This is a genomic window from Allobosea sp. RIT-PG3_2, from assembly GCF_057321085.1.
The window spans coordinates 448,776-465,906 of the sequence record NZ_JBXWCA010000003.1 but is presented as its reverse complement, the minus strand read 5'-3'; the positions used below and the strand labels follow the sequence as shown (position 1 = coordinate 465,906).

Annotated in this window: 15 protein-coding genes and 1 riboswitch; of the genes, 8 read left to right on the top strand and 7 right to left on the bottom strand. The window is 67.1% G+C overall.

Annotated elements, in window-relative coordinates:
* The first annotated feature begins 142 nt into the window (after positions 1 to 142).
* The 6 genes from AC2FAN_RS12510 (at position 143) to AC2FAN_RS12485 (ending at position 6,490) form a co-directional block, all read left to right on the top strand.
* Positions 143 to 3,598: a chromosome segregation SMC family protein gene (locus tag AC2FAN_RS12510; RefSeq protein WP_485174360.1), complete on the top strand. Its 3,456-nt coding sequence runs from the start codon at positions 143 to 145 to the stop codon at positions 3,596 to 3,598.
* Between the two features lie 245 nt (positions 3,599 to 3,843).
* Positions 3,844 to 4,194: an AtpZ/AtpI family protein gene (locus tag AC2FAN_RS12505; RefSeq protein ID WP_265052234.1), complete on the top strand. Its 351-nt coding sequence runs from the start codon at positions 3,844 to 3,846 to the stop codon at positions 4,192 to 4,194.
* 43 nt (positions 4,195 to 4,237) lie between these two features.
* A complete protein-coding gene (locus AC2FAN_RS12500) occupies positions 4,238 to 5,002 on the top strand; it encodes a F0F1 ATP synthase subunit A (RefSeq protein ID WP_265052233.1) in 765 nt (254 codons plus the stop codon).
* Positions 5,003 to 5,064: 62 nt separating this feature from the next.
* Positions 5,065 to 5,292 carry a F0F1 ATP synthase subunit C gene (locus AC2FAN_RS12495; protein ID WP_038360954.1) on the top strand — a complete coding sequence of 76 codons (228 nt, stop codon included), beginning with the start codon at positions 5,065 to 5,067 and terminating at the stop codon, positions 5,290 to 5,292.
* Between the two features lie 134 nt (positions 5,293 to 5,426).
* Positions 5,427 to 6,002, top strand: a complete 576-nt coding sequence (locus tag AC2FAN_RS12490; protein ID WP_265052232.1) for a F0F1 ATP synthase subunit B family protein — start codon at positions 5,427 to 5,429, stop codon at positions 6,000 to 6,002.
* Positions 6,003 to 6,013: 11 nt separating this feature from the next.
* Entirely contained in the window at positions 6,014 to 6,490 is a 477-nt protein-coding gene (locus tag AC2FAN_RS12485; RefSeq protein WP_265052231.1) for a F0F1 ATP synthase subunit B family protein, read from the top strand.
* 193 nt (positions 6,491 to 6,683) lie between these two features.
* On the opposite strand, the gene AC2FAN_RS12480 is transcribed toward AC2FAN_RS12485, so the two are convergent.
* From AC2FAN_RS12480 to AC2FAN_RS12450, 7 genes are all read right to left on the bottom strand, one after another.
* The gene (locus AC2FAN_RS12480; RefSeq protein WP_485174356.1) at positions 6,684 to 7,946 is read right to left on the bottom strand and encodes a L,D-transpeptidase family protein; all 1,263 of its coding nucleotides are present in this window, start codon (positions 7,944 to 7,946) and stop codon (positions 6,684 to 6,686) included.
* A 94-nt stretch (positions 7,947 to 8,040) separates the two neighbouring features.
* Entirely contained in the window at positions 8,041 to 9,618 is a 1,578-nt protein-coding gene (gene gcvPB / locus AC2FAN_RS12475) for an aminomethyl-transferring glycine dehydrogenase subunit GcvPB (RefSeq protein WP_485174354.1), read from the bottom strand.
* The gene (gene gcvPA, locus AC2FAN_RS12470; RefSeq protein WP_485174352.1) at positions 9,618 to 10,958 is read right to left on the bottom strand and encodes an aminomethyl-transferring glycine dehydrogenase subunit GcvPA; all 1,341 of its coding nucleotides are present in this window, start codon (positions 10,956 to 10,958) and stop codon (positions 9,618 to 9,620) included. Before gcvPA ends, gcvPB begins: the two co-directional genes overlap by 1 nt.
* 155 nt (positions 10,959 to 11,113) lie before the next feature.
* A complete protein-coding gene (gene gcvH, locus AC2FAN_RS12465) occupies positions 11,114 to 11,488 on the bottom strand; it encodes a glycine cleavage system protein GcvH (RefSeq protein ID WP_265052227.1) in 375 nt (124 codons plus the stop codon).
* Positions 11,489 to 11,523: 35 nt separating this feature from the next.
* Positions 11,524 to 12,687: a glycine cleavage system aminomethyltransferase GcvT gene (gene gcvT / locus AC2FAN_RS12460; RefSeq protein WP_485174350.1), complete on the bottom strand. Its 1,164-nt coding sequence runs from the start codon at positions 12,685 to 12,687 to the stop codon at positions 11,524 to 11,526.
* 161 nt (positions 12,688 to 12,848) lie between these two features.
* Positions 12,849 to 12,947: riboswitch (glycine riboswitch) on the bottom strand.
* A gap of 74 nt (positions 12,948 to 13,021) precedes the next feature.
* The gene (locus tag AC2FAN_RS12455; protein ID WP_485174348.1) at positions 13,022 to 13,636 is read right to left on the bottom strand and encodes a hypothetical protein; all 615 of its coding nucleotides are present in this window, start codon (positions 13,634 to 13,636) and stop codon (positions 13,022 to 13,024) included.
* On the bottom strand, positions 13,633 to 14,142 hold the full coding sequence (locus AC2FAN_RS12450; RefSeq protein WP_442864909.1) for an invasion associated locus B family protein: 510 nt from the start codon (positions 14,140 to 14,142) through the stop codon (positions 13,633 to 13,635). The genes AC2FAN_RS12455 and AC2FAN_RS12450 overlap by 4 nt, the downstream gene beginning before the upstream one ends.
* A 345-nt stretch (positions 14,143 to 14,487) precedes the next feature.
* On the opposite strand from AC2FAN_RS12450, the gene coxB reads away from it, so the two are divergent.
* Together coxB and ctaD are read left to right on the top strand one after the other, a co-directional pair.
* A complete protein-coding gene (gene coxB / locus AC2FAN_RS12445; protein WP_265052224.1) occupies positions 14,488 to 15,366 on the top strand; it encodes a cytochrome c oxidase subunit II in 879 nt (292 codons plus the stop codon).
* Between the two features lie 20 nt (positions 15,367 to 15,386).
* Positions 15,387 to 17,018 (top strand): cytochrome c oxidase subunit I, encoded by a 1,632-nt coding sequence (gene ctaD / locus AC2FAN_RS12440; protein WP_265052223.1) that lies wholly within the window; start codon positions 15,387 to 15,389, stop codon positions 17,016 to 17,018.
* The last annotated feature ends 113 nt before the right edge of the window (positions 17,019 to 17,131 follow it).

Genomic DNA, 17,131 nt, shown 5'->3' with positions numbered 1-17,131 from the left:
CCTTCATCCCGGCCAAGCCGCAAAGCGGCGCAGAGCCGGGATCCATGCCTGAACCCCAAACGGAAGCGTTCCGGCATGGATCCCGGGTCTCCCTTCGGTCGCCCGGGATGACGCTCGCGGGGAGAAGCGGCGAGGCGCAGCCGTGCATCTGACGCGCCTCAAGCTCGCCGGCTTCAAGACCTTCGTCGAGCCGACGGAATTCCTGATCGAGCCCGGCCTGACCGGCATCGTCGGGCCGAATGGCTGCGGCAAGTCCAATCTCGTCGAAGCCCTGCGCTGGGTGATGGGCGAAAGCTCGTTCAAGAACATGCGCGGCTCGGGGATGGACGACGTCATCTTCGGCGGCTCGGGCGAACGCCCGGCCCGCAACATGGCCGAAGTCTCGCTCACCCTCGACAACAGCGACCGCAAGGCGCCCGCCGCCTTCAACGAGGCGGAGGTGCTCGAAGTCACGCGCCGGATCGAGCGCGAGGAAGGCTCGACCTACCGCATCAACGGCAAGGAGGTGCGGGCGAAGGACGTGCAGCTGCTCTTCGCCGATGCCGCGACCGGCGCGCGCTCTCCGGCGCTCGTGCGGCAGGGGCAGATCAGCGAGATCATCTCGGCCAAGCCGCAATCGCGCCGGCGCATCCTGGAGGACGCCGCGGGCATCGCCGGGCTGCACAGCCGCCGCCATGAGGCCGAGCTCCGGCTGCGCGGCGCCGAGGACAATCTGACCCGGCTGGAGGATGTGCTTGGCGAGATCGACGGGCAGATCGAAGCCCTGCAGCGACAGGCACGGCAGGCCGGGCGCTATCGCAGCCTCGCCTCCGATATCCGCCGGGCCGAGGCAATCCTGGCGCTGATCGCCCTGCATGATGCGCGCACCCAGGAGGCGCAGGCCACGCGCGTGCTGGAGGAAGCGGTGCGCGGCGTCGCCGACCAGACCGGCATCCAGGCCGAAACCGCCAAGCGGCAGGCCATTGCCGTCCATGAGATGCCGGCGTTGCGCGAGGGCGAGGCCACGGCTGCCGCGGCGCTGGTCCGGCTGAAGCGCGGGCTCGACGAGCTCGAAGCCGAGAATCGCCGCGCCCGCCTGCGAGCGGAGGAACTCGGCCGCCGCCTCACCGAATTGCAGGCCGATCTCGCGCGTCAGGAAAGCGTCGGCCGCGATGCCGCCGAAAGCCTGTCCCGGCTCAGCGAGGAGGATGCCGCGCTTGCCCGCGAGGGCGATGGCGCCGGCTCCGGCGCGGAAGCCGCCACGGCGGCACAGCGCGAGGCTGAGGCTGCGCTTGCCGCAGCGGAGGTTGAGCACGGCGCGGCACAGGCGGCCTTGTCCGATCTCGCCGCCCGGCGCGGTGCCCTGGAACGTGCGGTGCGTGAGGCCCGCGAGCGGCAGGATCGTGCGACCGGCGAGCGGGAGAAACTGCGACGCGAACTCGAAATCCTCGATTCCTCCGACGCGAAGACGATGCTCGACCGGCTGCGCGAGGCGCTGGCGGCGGCAGAGAAGGCTGCGCAGAGCGCGGAAGGCGAAGTCGCCGCGGCGCGTTCGGCCGTCGCGGCGGCGCGCGAGCGCGAGACCGCGCTGCGAGGCCCTCTCGCCGAAGCAGACCGCCGCGCGCAGCGTCTCGACACCGAGATCGGCACGCTGCGCAAGCTGCTCGCCCCGGCGGCGGGCGATCGCTGGCCGGCGATCCTCGAATCGCTCAGCGTCGCGAAGGGCTATGAGGTCGCGCTCGGCGCGGCGCTCGGCGACGATCTCGATGCCTCGACCGAGGCGGCGGCCCCTGCCCATTGGGACGACACAGGCGCCGGATCCGACGATCCGGCACTGCCGGAAGGTGCGACGCCGCTGCTCGACCATGTCGGGGGACCGGCGGCCCTCGGGCGGCGACTGGCGCAGATCGGCGTGATCGCGCGCGGCGACGGCGAAGCGATGCGGCATCATCTGAAGCAGGGCCAGATCCTGGTCTCGCGCGAGGGCGATCTCTGGCGCTGGGACGGCTTCACCAGCGCCGCCGACGCGCCCTCGCCGGCCGCACGGCGGCTGTCCGAGAAGAACCGACTTGCCGATCTGGAGCGTGCGGCCCAAGCGGCGCGCGAAGCGGCGGATGCCGCCCGGCGGGCGCTGGAGGTCGTCAGCACCGAGGCGCGCAAGGCCGCGCAAGCGGAGACCGCCGCGATCGAGGCCGCGCGGCAGGCCCGCCGTGGCGTCGATCAGTCCCGCGAGCAACTGGCCGCCGCCGAGCGCAAGGCCGCCGAAACGCTGGTGAAGCGCTCGACGCTGGCCGAGGCGATCAAGCGTCTCAGCCAGGCCGTCTCCGAAGCGGCGTCGCAGATCGCGACGCATGAAGCCGGGCTCGCGGCGCTGCCTGTCCCCGCGGAACTGGAGAACACGCTGCTCAAGGCGCGCGTGCTGCTGGGCGAGAGCCGCGCTGCGGCCTCCGATGCGCGCGCCCGGGTCCAGACGCTGGCGCGCGAGGCCGAATTGCGGATACGCCGCCGCGCCGCCATCGCCGCCGACATCAGGGCCTGGAACGAGCGCGCAACGGCAAGCCTGCAGACCGCCGAAGAAACACGGCGCCGAATCGAAGCCGCCAGCACCGAGCAGAAGACGCTGCTGGAAGCACCCGACACCTTCCTGACCGAGCGGCGTCGGCTCGTGGCGGAGATCGAGCAGGCGGAAGGCGCCCGCCGCGACGCCGCCGACAGGCTCGCCGCCGGCGAAACGGCGCTTGCGGACGCCGACCGGCAGGCCCGCATTGCGCTCGAAGGGCTGTCCGGCGCGCGCGAACGCCGCGCTTCGGCCGAGGCGCGGCTCGAAGCCGCCCGCCAGCGTGTCGACGACATCACCCGGCAGATCGAGGACGGGCTGGAAACCGGGCTCGACGGGCTGCAGGGAATCGCCGGGATCAGGCCGGGCGACGCCCTGCCCGAGCCGGAGGCGGTCGAGCGGCGACTCGCGAACCTGAAGGGCGAACGCGAGCGGCTCGGCGCCGTCAATCTGCGCGCCGAGGACGAACTCGCGGAGGTGAAGACGAAGCGCGAGGGGCTTTCCGGCGAGCGCGACGACCTGACCGAGGCGATCCGGCGATTGCGCCAGGCGATCGGGGCGCTCAATCGCGAGGGCCGCGAGCGGCTTCTGGCTGCCTTCGAGATCGTCAACGCGCATTTCCAGCGCCTCTTCGGCATCCTGTTCGGCGGCGGCGAGGCGGAGCTCAAGCTGGTCGATTCGGAAGATCCGCTGGATGCCGGGCTCGAAATCTTCGCCCGCCCGCCCGGCAAGAAGCCGCAGGTGATGACCCTTCTGTCGGGCGGCGAGCAGGCGTTGACCGCGACCGCGCTGATCTTCGCGGTGTTCCTGACCAATCCCTCGCCGATCTGCGTGCTCGACGAGGTCGACGCGCCGCTCGACGACGCCAATGTCGAGCGTTACTGTGACCTGCTCGCGGACATGGCGCGGAATACCGAGACGCGCTTCATCCTGATCACCCACAATCCGATCACCATGGCGCGGATGGAACGGCTCTTCGGCGTGACCATGGCCGAGCGCGGCGTCAGCCAGATGGTTTCTGTCGACCTCGCCACCGCCGAACGCATCCGCGAGGCCGTCTGAAGGCGGCGTTCCCTGCGCTGAAAAAATGCCACAATCTGCGCCGCATTGCGGCAAGAATGTCGCACCCAGCCCGAATTTCTAAATATTCCAATGTGTTAGGCGTTATCCACCTGCCTTGACAGCGCGGGGGGCTGTCAATAAAGGAGGCCGTGCTGACGACGGCTCGATGCGCGAGTTTGGTCGTGGTTATAGTGGTTTTTCGCGGGATCGCGGCGTAAACGCGATCAAGACGGAGGACCGAGACCATGCCCGAACCCGACCCAAACGCCTCAGACTCGGAGTTGCGCGCAAGACTGGGTTCCCTGAAGTCCGCAATCAAACGGGCGGAAGAGAACGATAAGCCGGGCGCGGGCCCGGCTGGAGAGGACAAGGCCCTTGCGGGTGCTATGTCCTCAGGCTTTCGCGCCGCGACGGATCTCGCAGGCGGCATCATCGCAGGCGCCCTGATCGGGTACCTCGGCGACCGGTGGCTGGGAACGTCTCCGTTCCTGCTGATCGCCTTCATGGTGATCGGAACCATCGCCGGCCTGAGATCCGTCTATCGGCTCGGTTCGCGTCCGACCTCCGGGTCGAATGGCGGTCCGAAGGCGAATTGATCGAAGGGCGGCCTGCGAAGGCCGCACGACAGGGAACGAGAGCATGGCGGCCGGCGGCGGAATCGATCCGATCCACCAATTCCACATCACTCCCATTGTGGAGCTGAAGCCGTTCGGCCTCAACCTGTCCTTCACCAACACCTCGCTGTGGATGGTGATCGTGCTCGCGGTCGTCTCGGTGATCATGATCTACGGCTCGAGCCAGCGTTCGGTCGTTCCCGGCCGGCTGCAGTCGCTCGCCGAGATGATCTACGAGTTCGTCGCCTCCACCCTCACGGGCGTGATGGGCCGTGAGGGCATGAAGTTTTTCCCCCTCGTGTTCTCGCTGTTCATGTTCGTGCTGGCGAGCAACATGCTGGGCATGATCCCCGGCTCGTTCACCGTCACCAGCCAGATCATCGTCACCGCCGCCTTCGCCGTGCTCGTCATCAGCGTCGTGCTGGTCTACGGCATCGTGAAGCATGGCAGCCATTTCTTCGGCCTGTTCGTGCCGTCGGGCGTGCCGGGCTGGCTCTTGCCCTTCATGGTGGTGATCGAGGTCGTCTCCTTCCTCTCGCGCCCGGTTTCGCTCAGCTTGCGCCTGTTCGGCAACATGTTGGCCGGCCATATCGCGCTCAAGGTCTTCGGCGGCTTCGTGGTCGTGCTGCTCGGCTCGGGCGCCGTGCTGAACTATGCCATCGCGCCGCTGCCGCTGCTGCTGGCCGTCGCGCTCACCGCGCTCGAGTTCCTCGTCGCCTTCCTGCAGGCCTACGTCTTCGCGATCCTGACCTGCGTGTATCTCAACGACGCGCTGCACCCCGGCCACTGAGCCCGTAGCAGCGCTCGCGAGAGTTCAACCCACCGTTTAGCCTTCCACACTGGAGAAACATCATGGATCCTGTTGCAGCCAAGTTCATCGGCGCCGGCCTCGCCTCGCTCGGCATGGGCCTCGCCGCCATCGGCGTCGGCACCATCTTCGGCAACTTCCTCTCGGGCGCGCTGCGCAACCCTTCCGCGGCTGACGGCCAGTTCCCGCGCGCCTTCATCGGTGCGGCGCTCGCCGAAGGTCTGGGCATCTTCGCGTTCGTCGTCGCGCTCGTGCTGCTCTTCGTGGTCTGACGCTTTTCGTCGATCGCTTTCTCGTCGCGCGCGCCGGCCATCTTTCGGCCATGTGCGCGGCGATTCCTTTTCTCTGCGCTGAAAGGCACCCCATGCCGGTTCGATCTTCAGGGTTCGTCGGACAAGGATGGCCGGTGGCTGTCGCCTCGTTCGCCACTCTGCTGGCGGGTGCGGCGCAGGCTGCCGAGCAGCAACACGGCTTGAGCGGCGAGAAGGCCTCCTTCCCGCCCTTCGATCCGACACACTTCGCCAGCAACCTGTTCTGGCTCGCGATCACCTTCGCGGTGCTCTACTGGCTGATGTCCACGGTCGCCCTGCCCCGTCTCGGCGCCATCCTGGAAGAGCGCGCGGACACGATCGGCCGCGACCTCGACCACGCCACGCAGATGCAGGGCAAGGCCGAGGAGATGGCGCAGGCCTATGAGAAGGCCCTCGCCGAGGCGCGCAAGAACGCTCAGGGCATCGCCCAGACGGCTCGCGAGACCGGCGCCAAGGCGAGCGACGCCCAGCGTCACGCCACCGAGGCCGAGCTCGCCGCCAAGCTTGCTCAGGCCGAGGCGACCATCGCCAAGACCAAGACCGAGGCGATGACCAATGTGCGCGGCCTCGGCAGCGACATCGCCGTCGCGATCGTCGAGAAGCTGACCGGTCAGGCTCCCAGCGCCAGCGAGGCGTCTGCGGCTGTCGACCAGGCCCTGTCGCGCGGCTGAGGAGAGATCAGATGGATACTTTCTGGGTCGGCGTCGCGCTCGTCATCTTCCTCGCTCTGCTCGCCAAGTTCGGCGTGCCCAAGGCCATCGTCTCCGCGCTCGATGCGCGCGGCGAGAAGGTCGCTCAGGAGCTGGCGGAAGCCCGCCGCCTGCGCCAGGAGGCCGAGAAGCTGCTCGCCGAGTACGATGCCAAGCGCAAGGCCGCAGAGGCCGACGCCGCCGAGATCATCTCCTCCGCCAATGACGAGGCCAAGCGCCTCGCGGCGGAAGCCGAGGCCAAGCTCGCGGACTTCGTCGCCCGCCGGACCAAGTCGGCCGAGGAGAAGATCGCCCAGGCCGAGAGCCAGGCCGAGGCCGAGGTTCGCGCCGCGGCTGCGGAGGCGGCCACCAAGGCAGCCGAGACGATCCTGCGCGGCCAGATGGCCGGCAAGGCAGGCGAAGCCGCCTTCGCCGCAGGGTTGCAGGAGGTCAAGGCCAAGCTCAACTGAGCCAGGCCTGATCGTATGAAAGATCAACGCCGCGCTCTTCGGAGCGCGGCGTTTTCTTTTTGATGCCTGGGAGGGTGACGCGTCATGCTCGGGCTGGCCCCGAGCATCTCAGGACGAAAGAGGCGCCCCATCCTGAAAGAGCTTCTCGGGCCTGCGCTTCGCTTCGCCCGAGAATGACGACAGGGTTGCCGCTTCAGTTGCTGGCGGTCGCCGCTGGAGCCGGAGCATTGCCCGCTGCAGTCACCGGCATCGTCGCAGGTCGTGACGGCGGCGGAGCGACCGCCGCCTTGGGCTTCGGCTTGCGAGGCTGGATCGTCGAGGTGACGATGCCCTGCGGCGTGTCGAGCCCGTAGATGTCGTCGCGGAACTGGACCTGCCCGTCCGCGCCCTGCCAGCCGGTGAGATAGACCCAGGCGACCGGCACGGATTTCTTCAGCGCGATGTTCTTGCGCTCGCCCTTGGCGATCTCGTCCTCGATCGCCTGGCGATTCCACTCCGAGCCTTCCAGCAGCCAGGCCGCGAGATCGCGGACGCCCTCGATGCGGGCGCAGCCGGAGGAGTTGAAGCGGACATCGTTGCGGAACAGCGTCTTCTTCGGCGTGTCGTGCATGTAGACCGCCTCGGAATTCGGCATGTCGATCTTGAGCTGGCCGAGCGAATTGGTCGGCCCTGGCTCCTGCCGGACGTAGAAATAGGGATTGGTCAGGCCCGCCCAGTTGACGCTCGCCGGGTCGATTTCCTTGTTCTCCGCGCCGAGCAGCTTCATGTTCGACTTGGCGATGAAGCCCGGATCCTTGCGCATATGCGGGATGATGTCGGCCTTCACGATCGACATCGGCACCGTCCAATAGGGATTGAGGTTGACCGAGGTGATGTTCGCCTGGATCACCGGCGAAGGCCGGTCCGCCCGGCCGACGATGGCGAGGTGGCGCTGCTGGACGGCGCCGTTCTCGACCGCCTCGACGCTGGCGCCGGGAATGTTCACCACGACATAGCGGCTGGCGAAGTTGAAGCCGTTGCCCTTGAGGCGCTCCAGCGTCGCGGTGAGCTGGTTGAGCCGGGTCTCGACCGGCGTATTCATCGCCTTGAGGGTGAGGCGCCCGACCGTGCCGAGATCCGAGAGGCCGTGACGGCGCTGAAAGCGTTTCACCGCCTCGGTCACGGCGGCATCGTAGATATCGCCCGCGATAGCCTCGGGCGCGAGATCGCCGCTGGCCAGCAGGCGCTGCTTCAGCGCGACGACGTCCGCGCCCTGCGAATCCGGCTTCAGCGCTGCGGCGCTGCCCGGCACCTTCGGCCAGCCGCCACGGCCAGCGACATCCTCATGGGCGATCAGCGCCTCGAGCGTGCGGTCATAGGTATTCGGGCCGTAACTCGGCTCGTTCGCGCGCACGACCGCCGTCGAAGCCAGGAGAAGAGCGGCCGTCGCAGCGAGGATGGCGGGACGGATAGACATGGAAACCCCCGAGCCGCAGGGAGCGGCACGGGGGGATCATTCCTCGACATAGTCAAGGAAGCATTAAGATCGGCCGGCGACGGCCTGTCGCCGTTTACTCTGCCGCGACTTTCGCCGGCGCCGGCTTCTCCCACTTCAGCACCGGCTGGCGCGCGGCACGGGTCTCATCGAGCCGGCGGATCGGAGCGTGGTGCGGGGCGCTGGTGAAGCGCTCCTTGTCATTGCCCTTGGCGGCCATGGCGAGGTCCCGCAGCGTCGCGATGAAAAGGTCGAGCGAAGCCTTCGATTCCGACTCGGTCGGCTCGATCAGCATGGCGCCGTGGACGACCAGCGGGAAATACACCGTCATCGGATGGTAGCCCTCGTCGATCATCGCCTTGGCGAAATCGAGCGTCGAGACACCCGAGCCTTTCAGCCACTCGTCGTCGAACAGCACTTCGTGCATCGACGGATGGTCCGGGAAGGGCAGCGACATCAGGTCGGCGAGCCCGGCGCGGATGTAGTTCGCGTTCAGCACCGCATCCTCGGAAGCCTGGCGCATGCCGTCCGAGCCGTGGCTCAGCATGTAGGCGAGAGCCCGAACATACATGCCCATCTGGCCGTGGAAGGCGGTCATGCGGCCGAAGGGCTTGTTGCCCGCTGGCGCTTCCTCGCGGCTCTCGATCAGATGCAGCTTGCCGCCATCCTCGACATGGATGAAGGGCACGGGCGCGAAGGGCGCCAGACGCTCTGAGAGCACGACCGGGCCGGCACCCGGCCCACCGCCGCCATGGGGCGTCGAGAAGGTCTTGTGCAGGTTGATGTGCATGGCGTCGACGCCGAGATCGCCCGGGCGGGCCTTGCCGACGATGGCGTTGAAGTTGGCTCCGTCGCAGTAGAAATAGGCGCCGGCCTCATGCATCGCCGCGGCGATCTCGACGATCTGCGGCTCGAAGATGCCGCAGGTGTTCGGGTTGGTCAGCATGATCGCGGCGATGTCGGGCCCGAGCAAGGCCTTCACGTCTTCGACCGCGACGGTGCCGTCCGGACGGGCGGGGACCGCCTTCACCGAGAAGCCGATCAGCGCGGCGGTCGCCGGGTTGGTGCCATGCGCCGATTCGGGAACCAGCACGACGTTGCGGGTCGCGCCCTCGCCCTTGGCCTCGATCGCGGCCTTGATCGCCATCATGCCGCAGGCCTCGCCATGGGCGCCGGCCTTGGGGCTCAGCGCCACGGCCGGCATGCCGGTCAGCGTCATCAGGTAGTTCGCCAGTTCCAGCATCAATTCGAGCGCGCCAGGCACGGTCGAAAGCGGCTGCAGCGGATGCACGTCGGAGAAACCCGGAAGCCGCGCCATCTTCTCGTTGAGACGGGCGTTGTGCTTCATCGTGCAGGAGCCGAGCGGGAAGAGCCCGGTATCGATGCCGTAGTTCTTCTGGCTGAGGCGCACATAGTGGCGCATCGCCTCGGGCTCGGAGAGGCCGGGCAGGCCGATCTCGCCCTGGCGGGCATGCTTGCCCAGACGCGACTTGAATGGTGCCGGCTTGTCGATGTCGACGCCGGTCGTCTCGTGATGGCCGATCTCGAAGATCAGCGGCTCGATCTGCTGCAGCGCCTTGTTGCCGGTGAAGGTGAGGTGCTCTTCATGCGAGGCCTCGCCGGCCTGCGTGGGACGTCCCTGACGGTTCAGCATCACAGCACCTCCGCGAGCGCCTTGGCGAAGGCCGCCCGGTCATCATCGGTATTCACTTCGGTGGAAGCGACGAGCAGCAGGTCGTCCAGCCCGGCGCCCGGCATCAGCCGCGAGACCGGCACGCCGCCGAGCACGCCCTTCTCGGCGAGAGCTTCGACCACTTCGGCCGCAGGCTTCGGCAGCTTCACCGTGAACTCGTTGAAGAAGCTCTCGTTGAGCACCGAGACGCCCTTCACGCCGGCCAGCAGATCGGCAAGCTTCACGGCATTGGCGTGGTTCACCTCGGCAAGGCGGGTCAAACCCGACTGCCCGAGCAGCGTCATATGGATGGTGAAGGCCAGCACGCAGAGGCCGGAATTGGTGCAGATGTTCGAGGTCGCCTTGTCGCGGCGGATATGCTGCTCGCGGGTCGAGAGCGTCAGTACGAAGCCGCGCTGGCCGGTCGAATCGACCGTCTCGCCGCAAAGCCTTCCCGGCATCTGGCGGATATATTTCGACTTGGCGGCGAAGAGGCCGACATAGGGGCCGCCGAAGTTCAGGGCGTTGCCGATCGACTGGCCCTCGCCGACGACGATGTCGGCATCCTCAGCGCCCGGAGGCACGACGGCGCCGAGCGAGACGACCTCGGTGAAGACCGCGATCAGCAGCGCGCCATGGGCATGGGCCTTCTCGGCGATCGGCTTCAAGTCGCGGAGATTGCCGAACACGTCGGGCGACTGCACGACGATGCAGGAGACGCTATCGTCAATCTGCGAGAGGATGTCCTCATTGGCGGAAACGTCGGGCTTCAGCGCCACGACCTCGTCATTCGCCATTTCCGAGAGCGTCTTCACGACCTCGGTATAGTGCGGGTGCAGGCCGCCGGAGAGCACCGCCTTGCGACGCCGTGTGACGCGATGCGCCATCAGCACGGCTTCGCCGGTACCGGTCGAGCCGTCATACATCGAGGCGTTGGCGACCTCCATGCCGGTCAGCGCCGCGACCTGGGTCTGGAACTCGAAGAGATATTGCAGCGTGCCCTGCGCGATCTCGGGCTGATAGGGCGTGTAGCTGGTCAGGAATTCCGAGCGCTGGATCAGGTGATCCACCGTCGCCGGGACATGATGCTTGTAGGCGCCGGCGCCAACGAAGAATGGCACGGCGGAAGCCGCGGTGTTCCGGCCGGCCATCTTGCCGAGGATGCGCTCAACCTCGATCTCGCCCCTGGCACGCGGCAGATCGACCGGGCCTTTCAGGAGCTTGCCGGCGGGCACATCGCTGAACAGCGCGTCGATGTCGGAGACGCCGACCCGCGCGAGCATGTCCTCGCGGTCGGTATCTGTCAGGGGGAGATAGCGCATGGGGTTTTCCGTTATCGTGCTGGCGCCGAACGCATTCCAAACCGCGTCGTCATCCCGGGCAAAGACCCGGGATCCATCGAAGGGCGGCGCGCTCTCCGATGGATCCCGGAGCAGCGCGGCTTCGCCGCTTGTCCGGGATGACGCGGAGGTTCAGCTCAAAGCGTCTTGACGTAATCCTGGTACTCGGCCTCGTTCATCAGCCCGTCGAGCTCGCCCGCGTCCTTGATCTTCAGCTTGAGGAACCATCCCTTGCCGGCGGGGTCCTCGTTGACGGTGCCGGGCGTGGCTTCGAGCTCGCCATTGACCTCGACGACCTCGCCGGAAACCGGGGCATAGACCTCCGAGGCGGCCTTGACGCTCTCGACCACGGCGGCCTCGCCGCCCTTGGCCAGCGCCTTGCCGACGGCCGGCAGCTCGACGAAGACGACATCGCCGAGCTGCGACTGGGCGTAGTCGCTGATGCCGACGGTGCCGACGTCACCCTCGATGCGGATATATTCGTGGTCTTTGCTGTAACGGGTCTCTGCCATGGTCTCCTCCTGGCGAAATATCTCGGAAAAACGATTCAGCGCTTGTAGCCGTTCGGCACGAAGGGCATGGGCGCGATGACGGCGGGCAGCGGCTTGCCGCGCACGATCAGGTTGAGCTTCGTGCCCGGTGCGGAATGGGCCTTGGCGACGTAGCCCATGGCGCAGGGGCCGTTCAGCGTCGGGCCGAAGCCGCCCGAGGTCACGGTGCCGACGACTTCGCCGTCCAGTGTCGCAATCTCAGTGCCCTCGCGAGCCGGCGCGCGGCCCTCCGGCAGCAGACCGACGCGGATGCGGGACACACCCTCGGCCAGCTCGCGCTGGATGCGCGCGGCGCCGGGGAAACCGCCCTCCTCGCGGCGGCGCTTCTGGATCGACCAGTTGAGCGCGGCCTCGATCGGGGACGTCGTGGTATCGATATCATGGCCGTAAAGGCAAAGTCCGGCTTCGAGCCGCAGCGAATCACGGGCGCCAAGGCCGATCGGCTTCACCGTGGCATCGAGCAACAGCGTGTCCCAGATCTCGCCGATCTTGTTGGCGGCGGCGGAAATCTCGTAGCCGTCCTCGCCGGTATAGCCGGAGCGGCTGACATTGGCCTTGATGCCCGCGACCTTCATCGTGCGGGAGGTCATGAAACCCATCTCGGCCGCTTCCGGAGCGATGGCGGCGAGCGCCGCCTGGGCGCCCGGCCCCTGCAGCGCGATCAGCCCGCGATGCTCGGCCTTGACCAGCTTCACATTGGCCGGCAGGCGCGCCTCGATATGGGCGTAATCCGCGTCCTTGCAGGCGGCGTTGACCACGAGATAGAGCGCGCCGTCCTCGTCGGGATCGAGCGAGCGCGTCACCATAAGGTCGTCGAGGATGCCGCCCTCTTCGTTGAGGAGCTGCGAATAGCGCTGCTTGCCGGGGGCGAGATTGACGATGTCGGCGGGAATCAGCGCTTCCAGCGCCTTGGCCGTGGTCTCGTGATCGGGGCCGATCAGGAAGGCCTGGCCCATATGCGAGACGTCGAAGAGCCCGGCCTTCTCGCGTGTCCAGTTGTGCTCGGTCAGGATGCCGGCCGGGTACTGCACCGGCATGTCGTAGCCGGCGAAGGGCACCATGCGCGCGCCGAGCGCGACATGGCGGGCATGAAGCGGCGTCTTCAGCGGCGCAGGCGCGCCGGCATTGTCGGTTGTGGCCTCAAGTGCCTCGGCAGCCATGGCATGCCCCTCCCAGAGTCGAGCGCAAGCTCCGGACGGCATCGCCCGGAACGCGCCCCCTCTGTCTTGGGACCTGAGAGATTTCCCCGCCAGACCGTGAGGCCGGACGAGTTACACCCGTCGGTGGGCGGGAATCGCTTCCCGCCGCTTTCCAGAGCGCCAAATCCCCAGCGGTCCTTGTTGCCTGAGCGTTTCCGGGGCGGTTGCGCCTTCGGCGCCGGCCCTGACGGATCAGGCCCGGTCTCTTCCGCGGGGATATGCGGCTGGGGCAGAGATACAGGAGGCGCGGCCTTAGTCAATCGGCGCGCCGCCCTCTTTCACGGCAAAGCCGCCTTTATCGACGGCGATTGCGCGCCGGAGTGACAGCGCCGCCCTGGCCCAGGCCCACGATGATCTCGACATCGCCGCTGCCGGCCGGCACCACGATGCCGTCCTCGACATGGGAGAAATCGACACCGCCCTGGCCGGACGAGATCGTACCGCCGACGCGCGAGGCGCGGCGGGCGACAGTCGTCGTGCCGCGCGACACCGTCGTCGTCAGCGTGGCGCCGTAGCTGCCAGCACCGCCGGCGGGGCCGAGAAGCACGCGCCCTTCGACGCCGACCTTGAGCCGGAAGCCGCCATTGCCTGTCGATGTGCATTCGCGCGCGACGTTGGTGATCGAGATCTGATAGCGCAGGCCGCTGCTGTCCTGCCCGGCCTGTGCGCGAACCGCGGCACCGCCATCGGCGACGATGACCTCCGGACAGATGGACTGACCGTCATTCTCCTCCTTCGGCAGCTGATCCGGCGCAGGCGGCTTCGTCGACTGGAACATGAGGACGTTGCCGATCGTCTGCGCCGTGCTCGGCTGGCCCGACGAGGACGAAGAGGATCCACAGCCGGCAAGGCCAAGGCAGAGCAGCGGCAGGGCAAGCCAGCGGCTCGCAGTCAAAGTCTGGTCGGTCAAGGCAGCGCCTCCACGCCGGGGCCGAAGCCGTTGAGCGAGACGGGCACGCCCACCCCCTCCTCCGGCGTCTGGAATACGATGAATGTCGCGCTCTTGCCGCCCTTGAGCTGGCCGAGCAGATTGTCGTCCATCACGACCTCGGCGACGCAACCGGTGGTGAGGCAGCGCACGAAACCTGCGCGGCCGATATCCTTGTCGTCGATCTTCAGGCCGAGACCGGACGGCAGCAGCACACCGAGCGGCGCGACGACACGCAGGAGCCGGCTCTTCTGATCGGCCGTCTTCAGCACGATGACCAGCAGCGTCAGATTCGGCCTGTCCTCGGCGGCGACGTTCTGGACGAGTGCGCACTGCTCCGCCTTGGCACCCGGCGGCACCTCGCAGCGCATCTGCCAATCGCCATGTGTCGAACGCACCGCGCCCTGCGCGAAAGCGGAGCCGGCGGTGAGACTCGTCCCCAGCAGCGCCAGCGCCAGGGCGCCTGCCGCTCCGATGATCCTCATCATCCGTGCCATCCTCCAAACCGACTCGTCACTGCAGCAGAAGCGCAAGATTCAGGCAAAACGCCGACCGTGCGAGAGAATCCCACCGCTCTTCACATAAAATCCGTTGGGACCATGCAGGCAGGGCCCTGTCAAGGCGGGCACGGGCGTGTCCAGCCGCTTCCGTCAAGACCTCGCGCGATTATGCCGCACAGATGTCGGGGCGCCTCTTCATTGCCCCTCTGGCGTAAGCGCGATCTTTGATTTATCGCAATCCCGAAGAACGAGGCGACTTCGCGGTCGCCCCTTCGTGCGTGGGGCAAAGCCGGTCGGTTCCCATGCAGGTCGATTGAGGAGCATGTCGGATCGATGCGATTTCTGAGCAGGACCTTTGCAACAGCGGCCGCCACGGCCCTTGCCGTCGCCGCGCTGGCGACTGTCCCGGCCATCGCCGGCACCGGCATGCCATCGCCCTGGCAGATGAACCTGCAGGGTGCGGCGACCCCGGTCGCCGAGTTCATCCATTGGTTCCATGACTGGCTGAACATCATCATCGGCGTCGTCACGCTCTTCGTGCTCGCCCTGCTGGTCTACGTGGTCTTCCGCTTCAACGAGAAGGCCAACCCGGTTCCGTCGAAGACCACGCACAACGCCCTGCTCGAAGTGGCCTGGACCGTGATCCCGGTCCTGATCCTCGTCGTCATCGCGATTCCCTCCTTCCGCCTGCTCAAGCTGCAGCTCGAAGTGCCGCAGGCCGACCTGACCCTGAAGGTCACCGGCAAGCAGTGGTACTGGTCCTATGAATATGCGCAGGACAACGGCGCCTTCGGCTTCGACTCGCTGATGCTGGACGAGAAGCAGCGCGCCGAGGCGATCGCCAGCAACAAGATCGCGGCGGCGGAAGCCCCGCGCCTGCTCGCCGTCGACAACGAGGCGGTCGTGCCGGTCGGCAAGACCGTCCGCGTCCAGGTCACCGGCGCCGACGTCATCCACAAGTTCACGGTGCCGTCCTTCGGCATCAAGATCGACGCGATTCCCGGCCGGCTGAACGAAACCTGGTTCAAGGCCGAGCGCGAAGGCATCTATTACGGCCAGTGCTCGTTCATCTGCGGCCAGAACCACGCCTACATGCCGATCGCCTTCCGCGTCGTCAGCCAGGAGCGCTACGCCGCCTGGCTCGCCGAAGCGAAGCAGAAATTCGCCAATGCCGAGGATGCGGGCAGCAAGCTCGCCGCCGCGTCCAAGTAATTCGCCGAGGAGACTAGACGATGGCAACCGCGGCACCGCACGCTCACGGCCATGGACATGACGAGGCCCATCACGACCACCCGACCGGGTGGCGCCGCTGGCTCCTGTCCACCAACCACAAGGACATCGGCACGCTCTACCTGATCTTCTCGATCATCGCGGGCCTCGTCGGCGGCTTCCTCTCGATCATGATGCGCATCGAGCTGCAGCAGCCCGGCCTGCAGATCTTCGCCAACGGCCAGAGCTACAACGTCTTCGTCACCGGCCACGGCCTGATCATGATCTTCTTCATGGTCATGCCCGCCGTCATCGGCGGCTTCGGCAACTGGTTCGTGCCGCTGATGATCGGCGCGCCGGACATGGCCTTCCCGCGCATGAACAACATCTCGTTCTGGCTCACCGTCGCGGCGTTCATCCTGATGATCATCTCGATGTTCGTCGAAGGCGCTCCCGGCGCGCACGGTGTCGGCACCGGCTGGACGGTCTATCCGCCATTCTCGACGACCGGACACCCCGGCCCGTCGGTCGATTTCGGCATCCTGTCGCTGCACCTCGCCGGTGCGGCCTCGATCCTGGGCGCGATCAACTTCATCACCACGATCCTGAACATGCGCGCACCCGGCATGACCATGCACAAGATGCCGCTGTTCGCCTGGGGCGTGCTGGTCACCGCCTTCCTGCTGCTGCTGGCGCTGCCGGTGCTCGCGGGCGCGATCACCATGCTGCTGACCGACCGCAACTTCGGCACGACCTTCTATGATCCGGCCGGCGGCGGCGACCCGATCCTGTACCAGCACCTGTTCTGGTTCTTCGGTCACCCCGAAGTGTACATCATGATCCTGCCGGCCTTCGGCATCGTCAGCCACATCATCTCGACCTTCTCGAAGAAGCCGATCTTCGGCTATCTCGGCATGGCCTACGCCATGGTCGCGATCGGCGTCGTCGGCTTCATCGTGTGGGCGCACCACATGTACACGGCCGGGCTGTCGCTCAACACGCAGCGCTACTTCGTGTTCGCGACGATGGTGATCGCGGTGCCGACCGGCATCAAGATCTTCTCCTGGATCGCGACGATGTGGGGCGGCTCGATCCGCTTCACCGCGCCGATGGTCTGGGCGGTGGGCTTCATCTTCCTGTTCACCGTCGGCGGCGTGACCGGCGTGGTGCTGGCCAATGCCGGCGTCGACCGCTCGCTGCATGCGACCTACTACGTCGTGGCGCATTTCCACTACGTGCTGTCGCTGGGCGCCGTGTTCGGCATCTTCGCGGGCTTCTACTACTGGTTCCCGAAGATGAGCGGCTACGTGATCCCCGACTGGATCGGCCGCCTGCACTTCTGGGTGGCCTTCATCGGCGCGAACCTGCTGTTCTTCCCGCAGCACTTCCTCGGCCTCGCCGGCATGCCGCGTCATTATGTGGACTATCCCGATGCCTTCGCGGGATGGCATTTCTGGTCGTCGATCGGTTCCTACATCTTCGCCTTCGGCCTGCTGATCTTCTTCTACGGCCTCGTGGTCGCCTTCACGAAGAAGCAGCTCGCCGGTGACAATCCGTGGGGCGAAGGCGCGACGACGCTGGAGTGGACGCTGTCCTCGCCGCCGCCGTTCCACCAGTTCGAGACGCTGCCGCGCATCACCGGCTCGGACCACTGAGACAACAGGCGGCGGGCCAACCGGCCCGCCGCCGCCCTTCCCCCGAGAGCCTCGTCCGAGGCTTTCCGGAGACGGGCGGCAAGATCATCGCCGCGAATACCCACGCGCCTGCC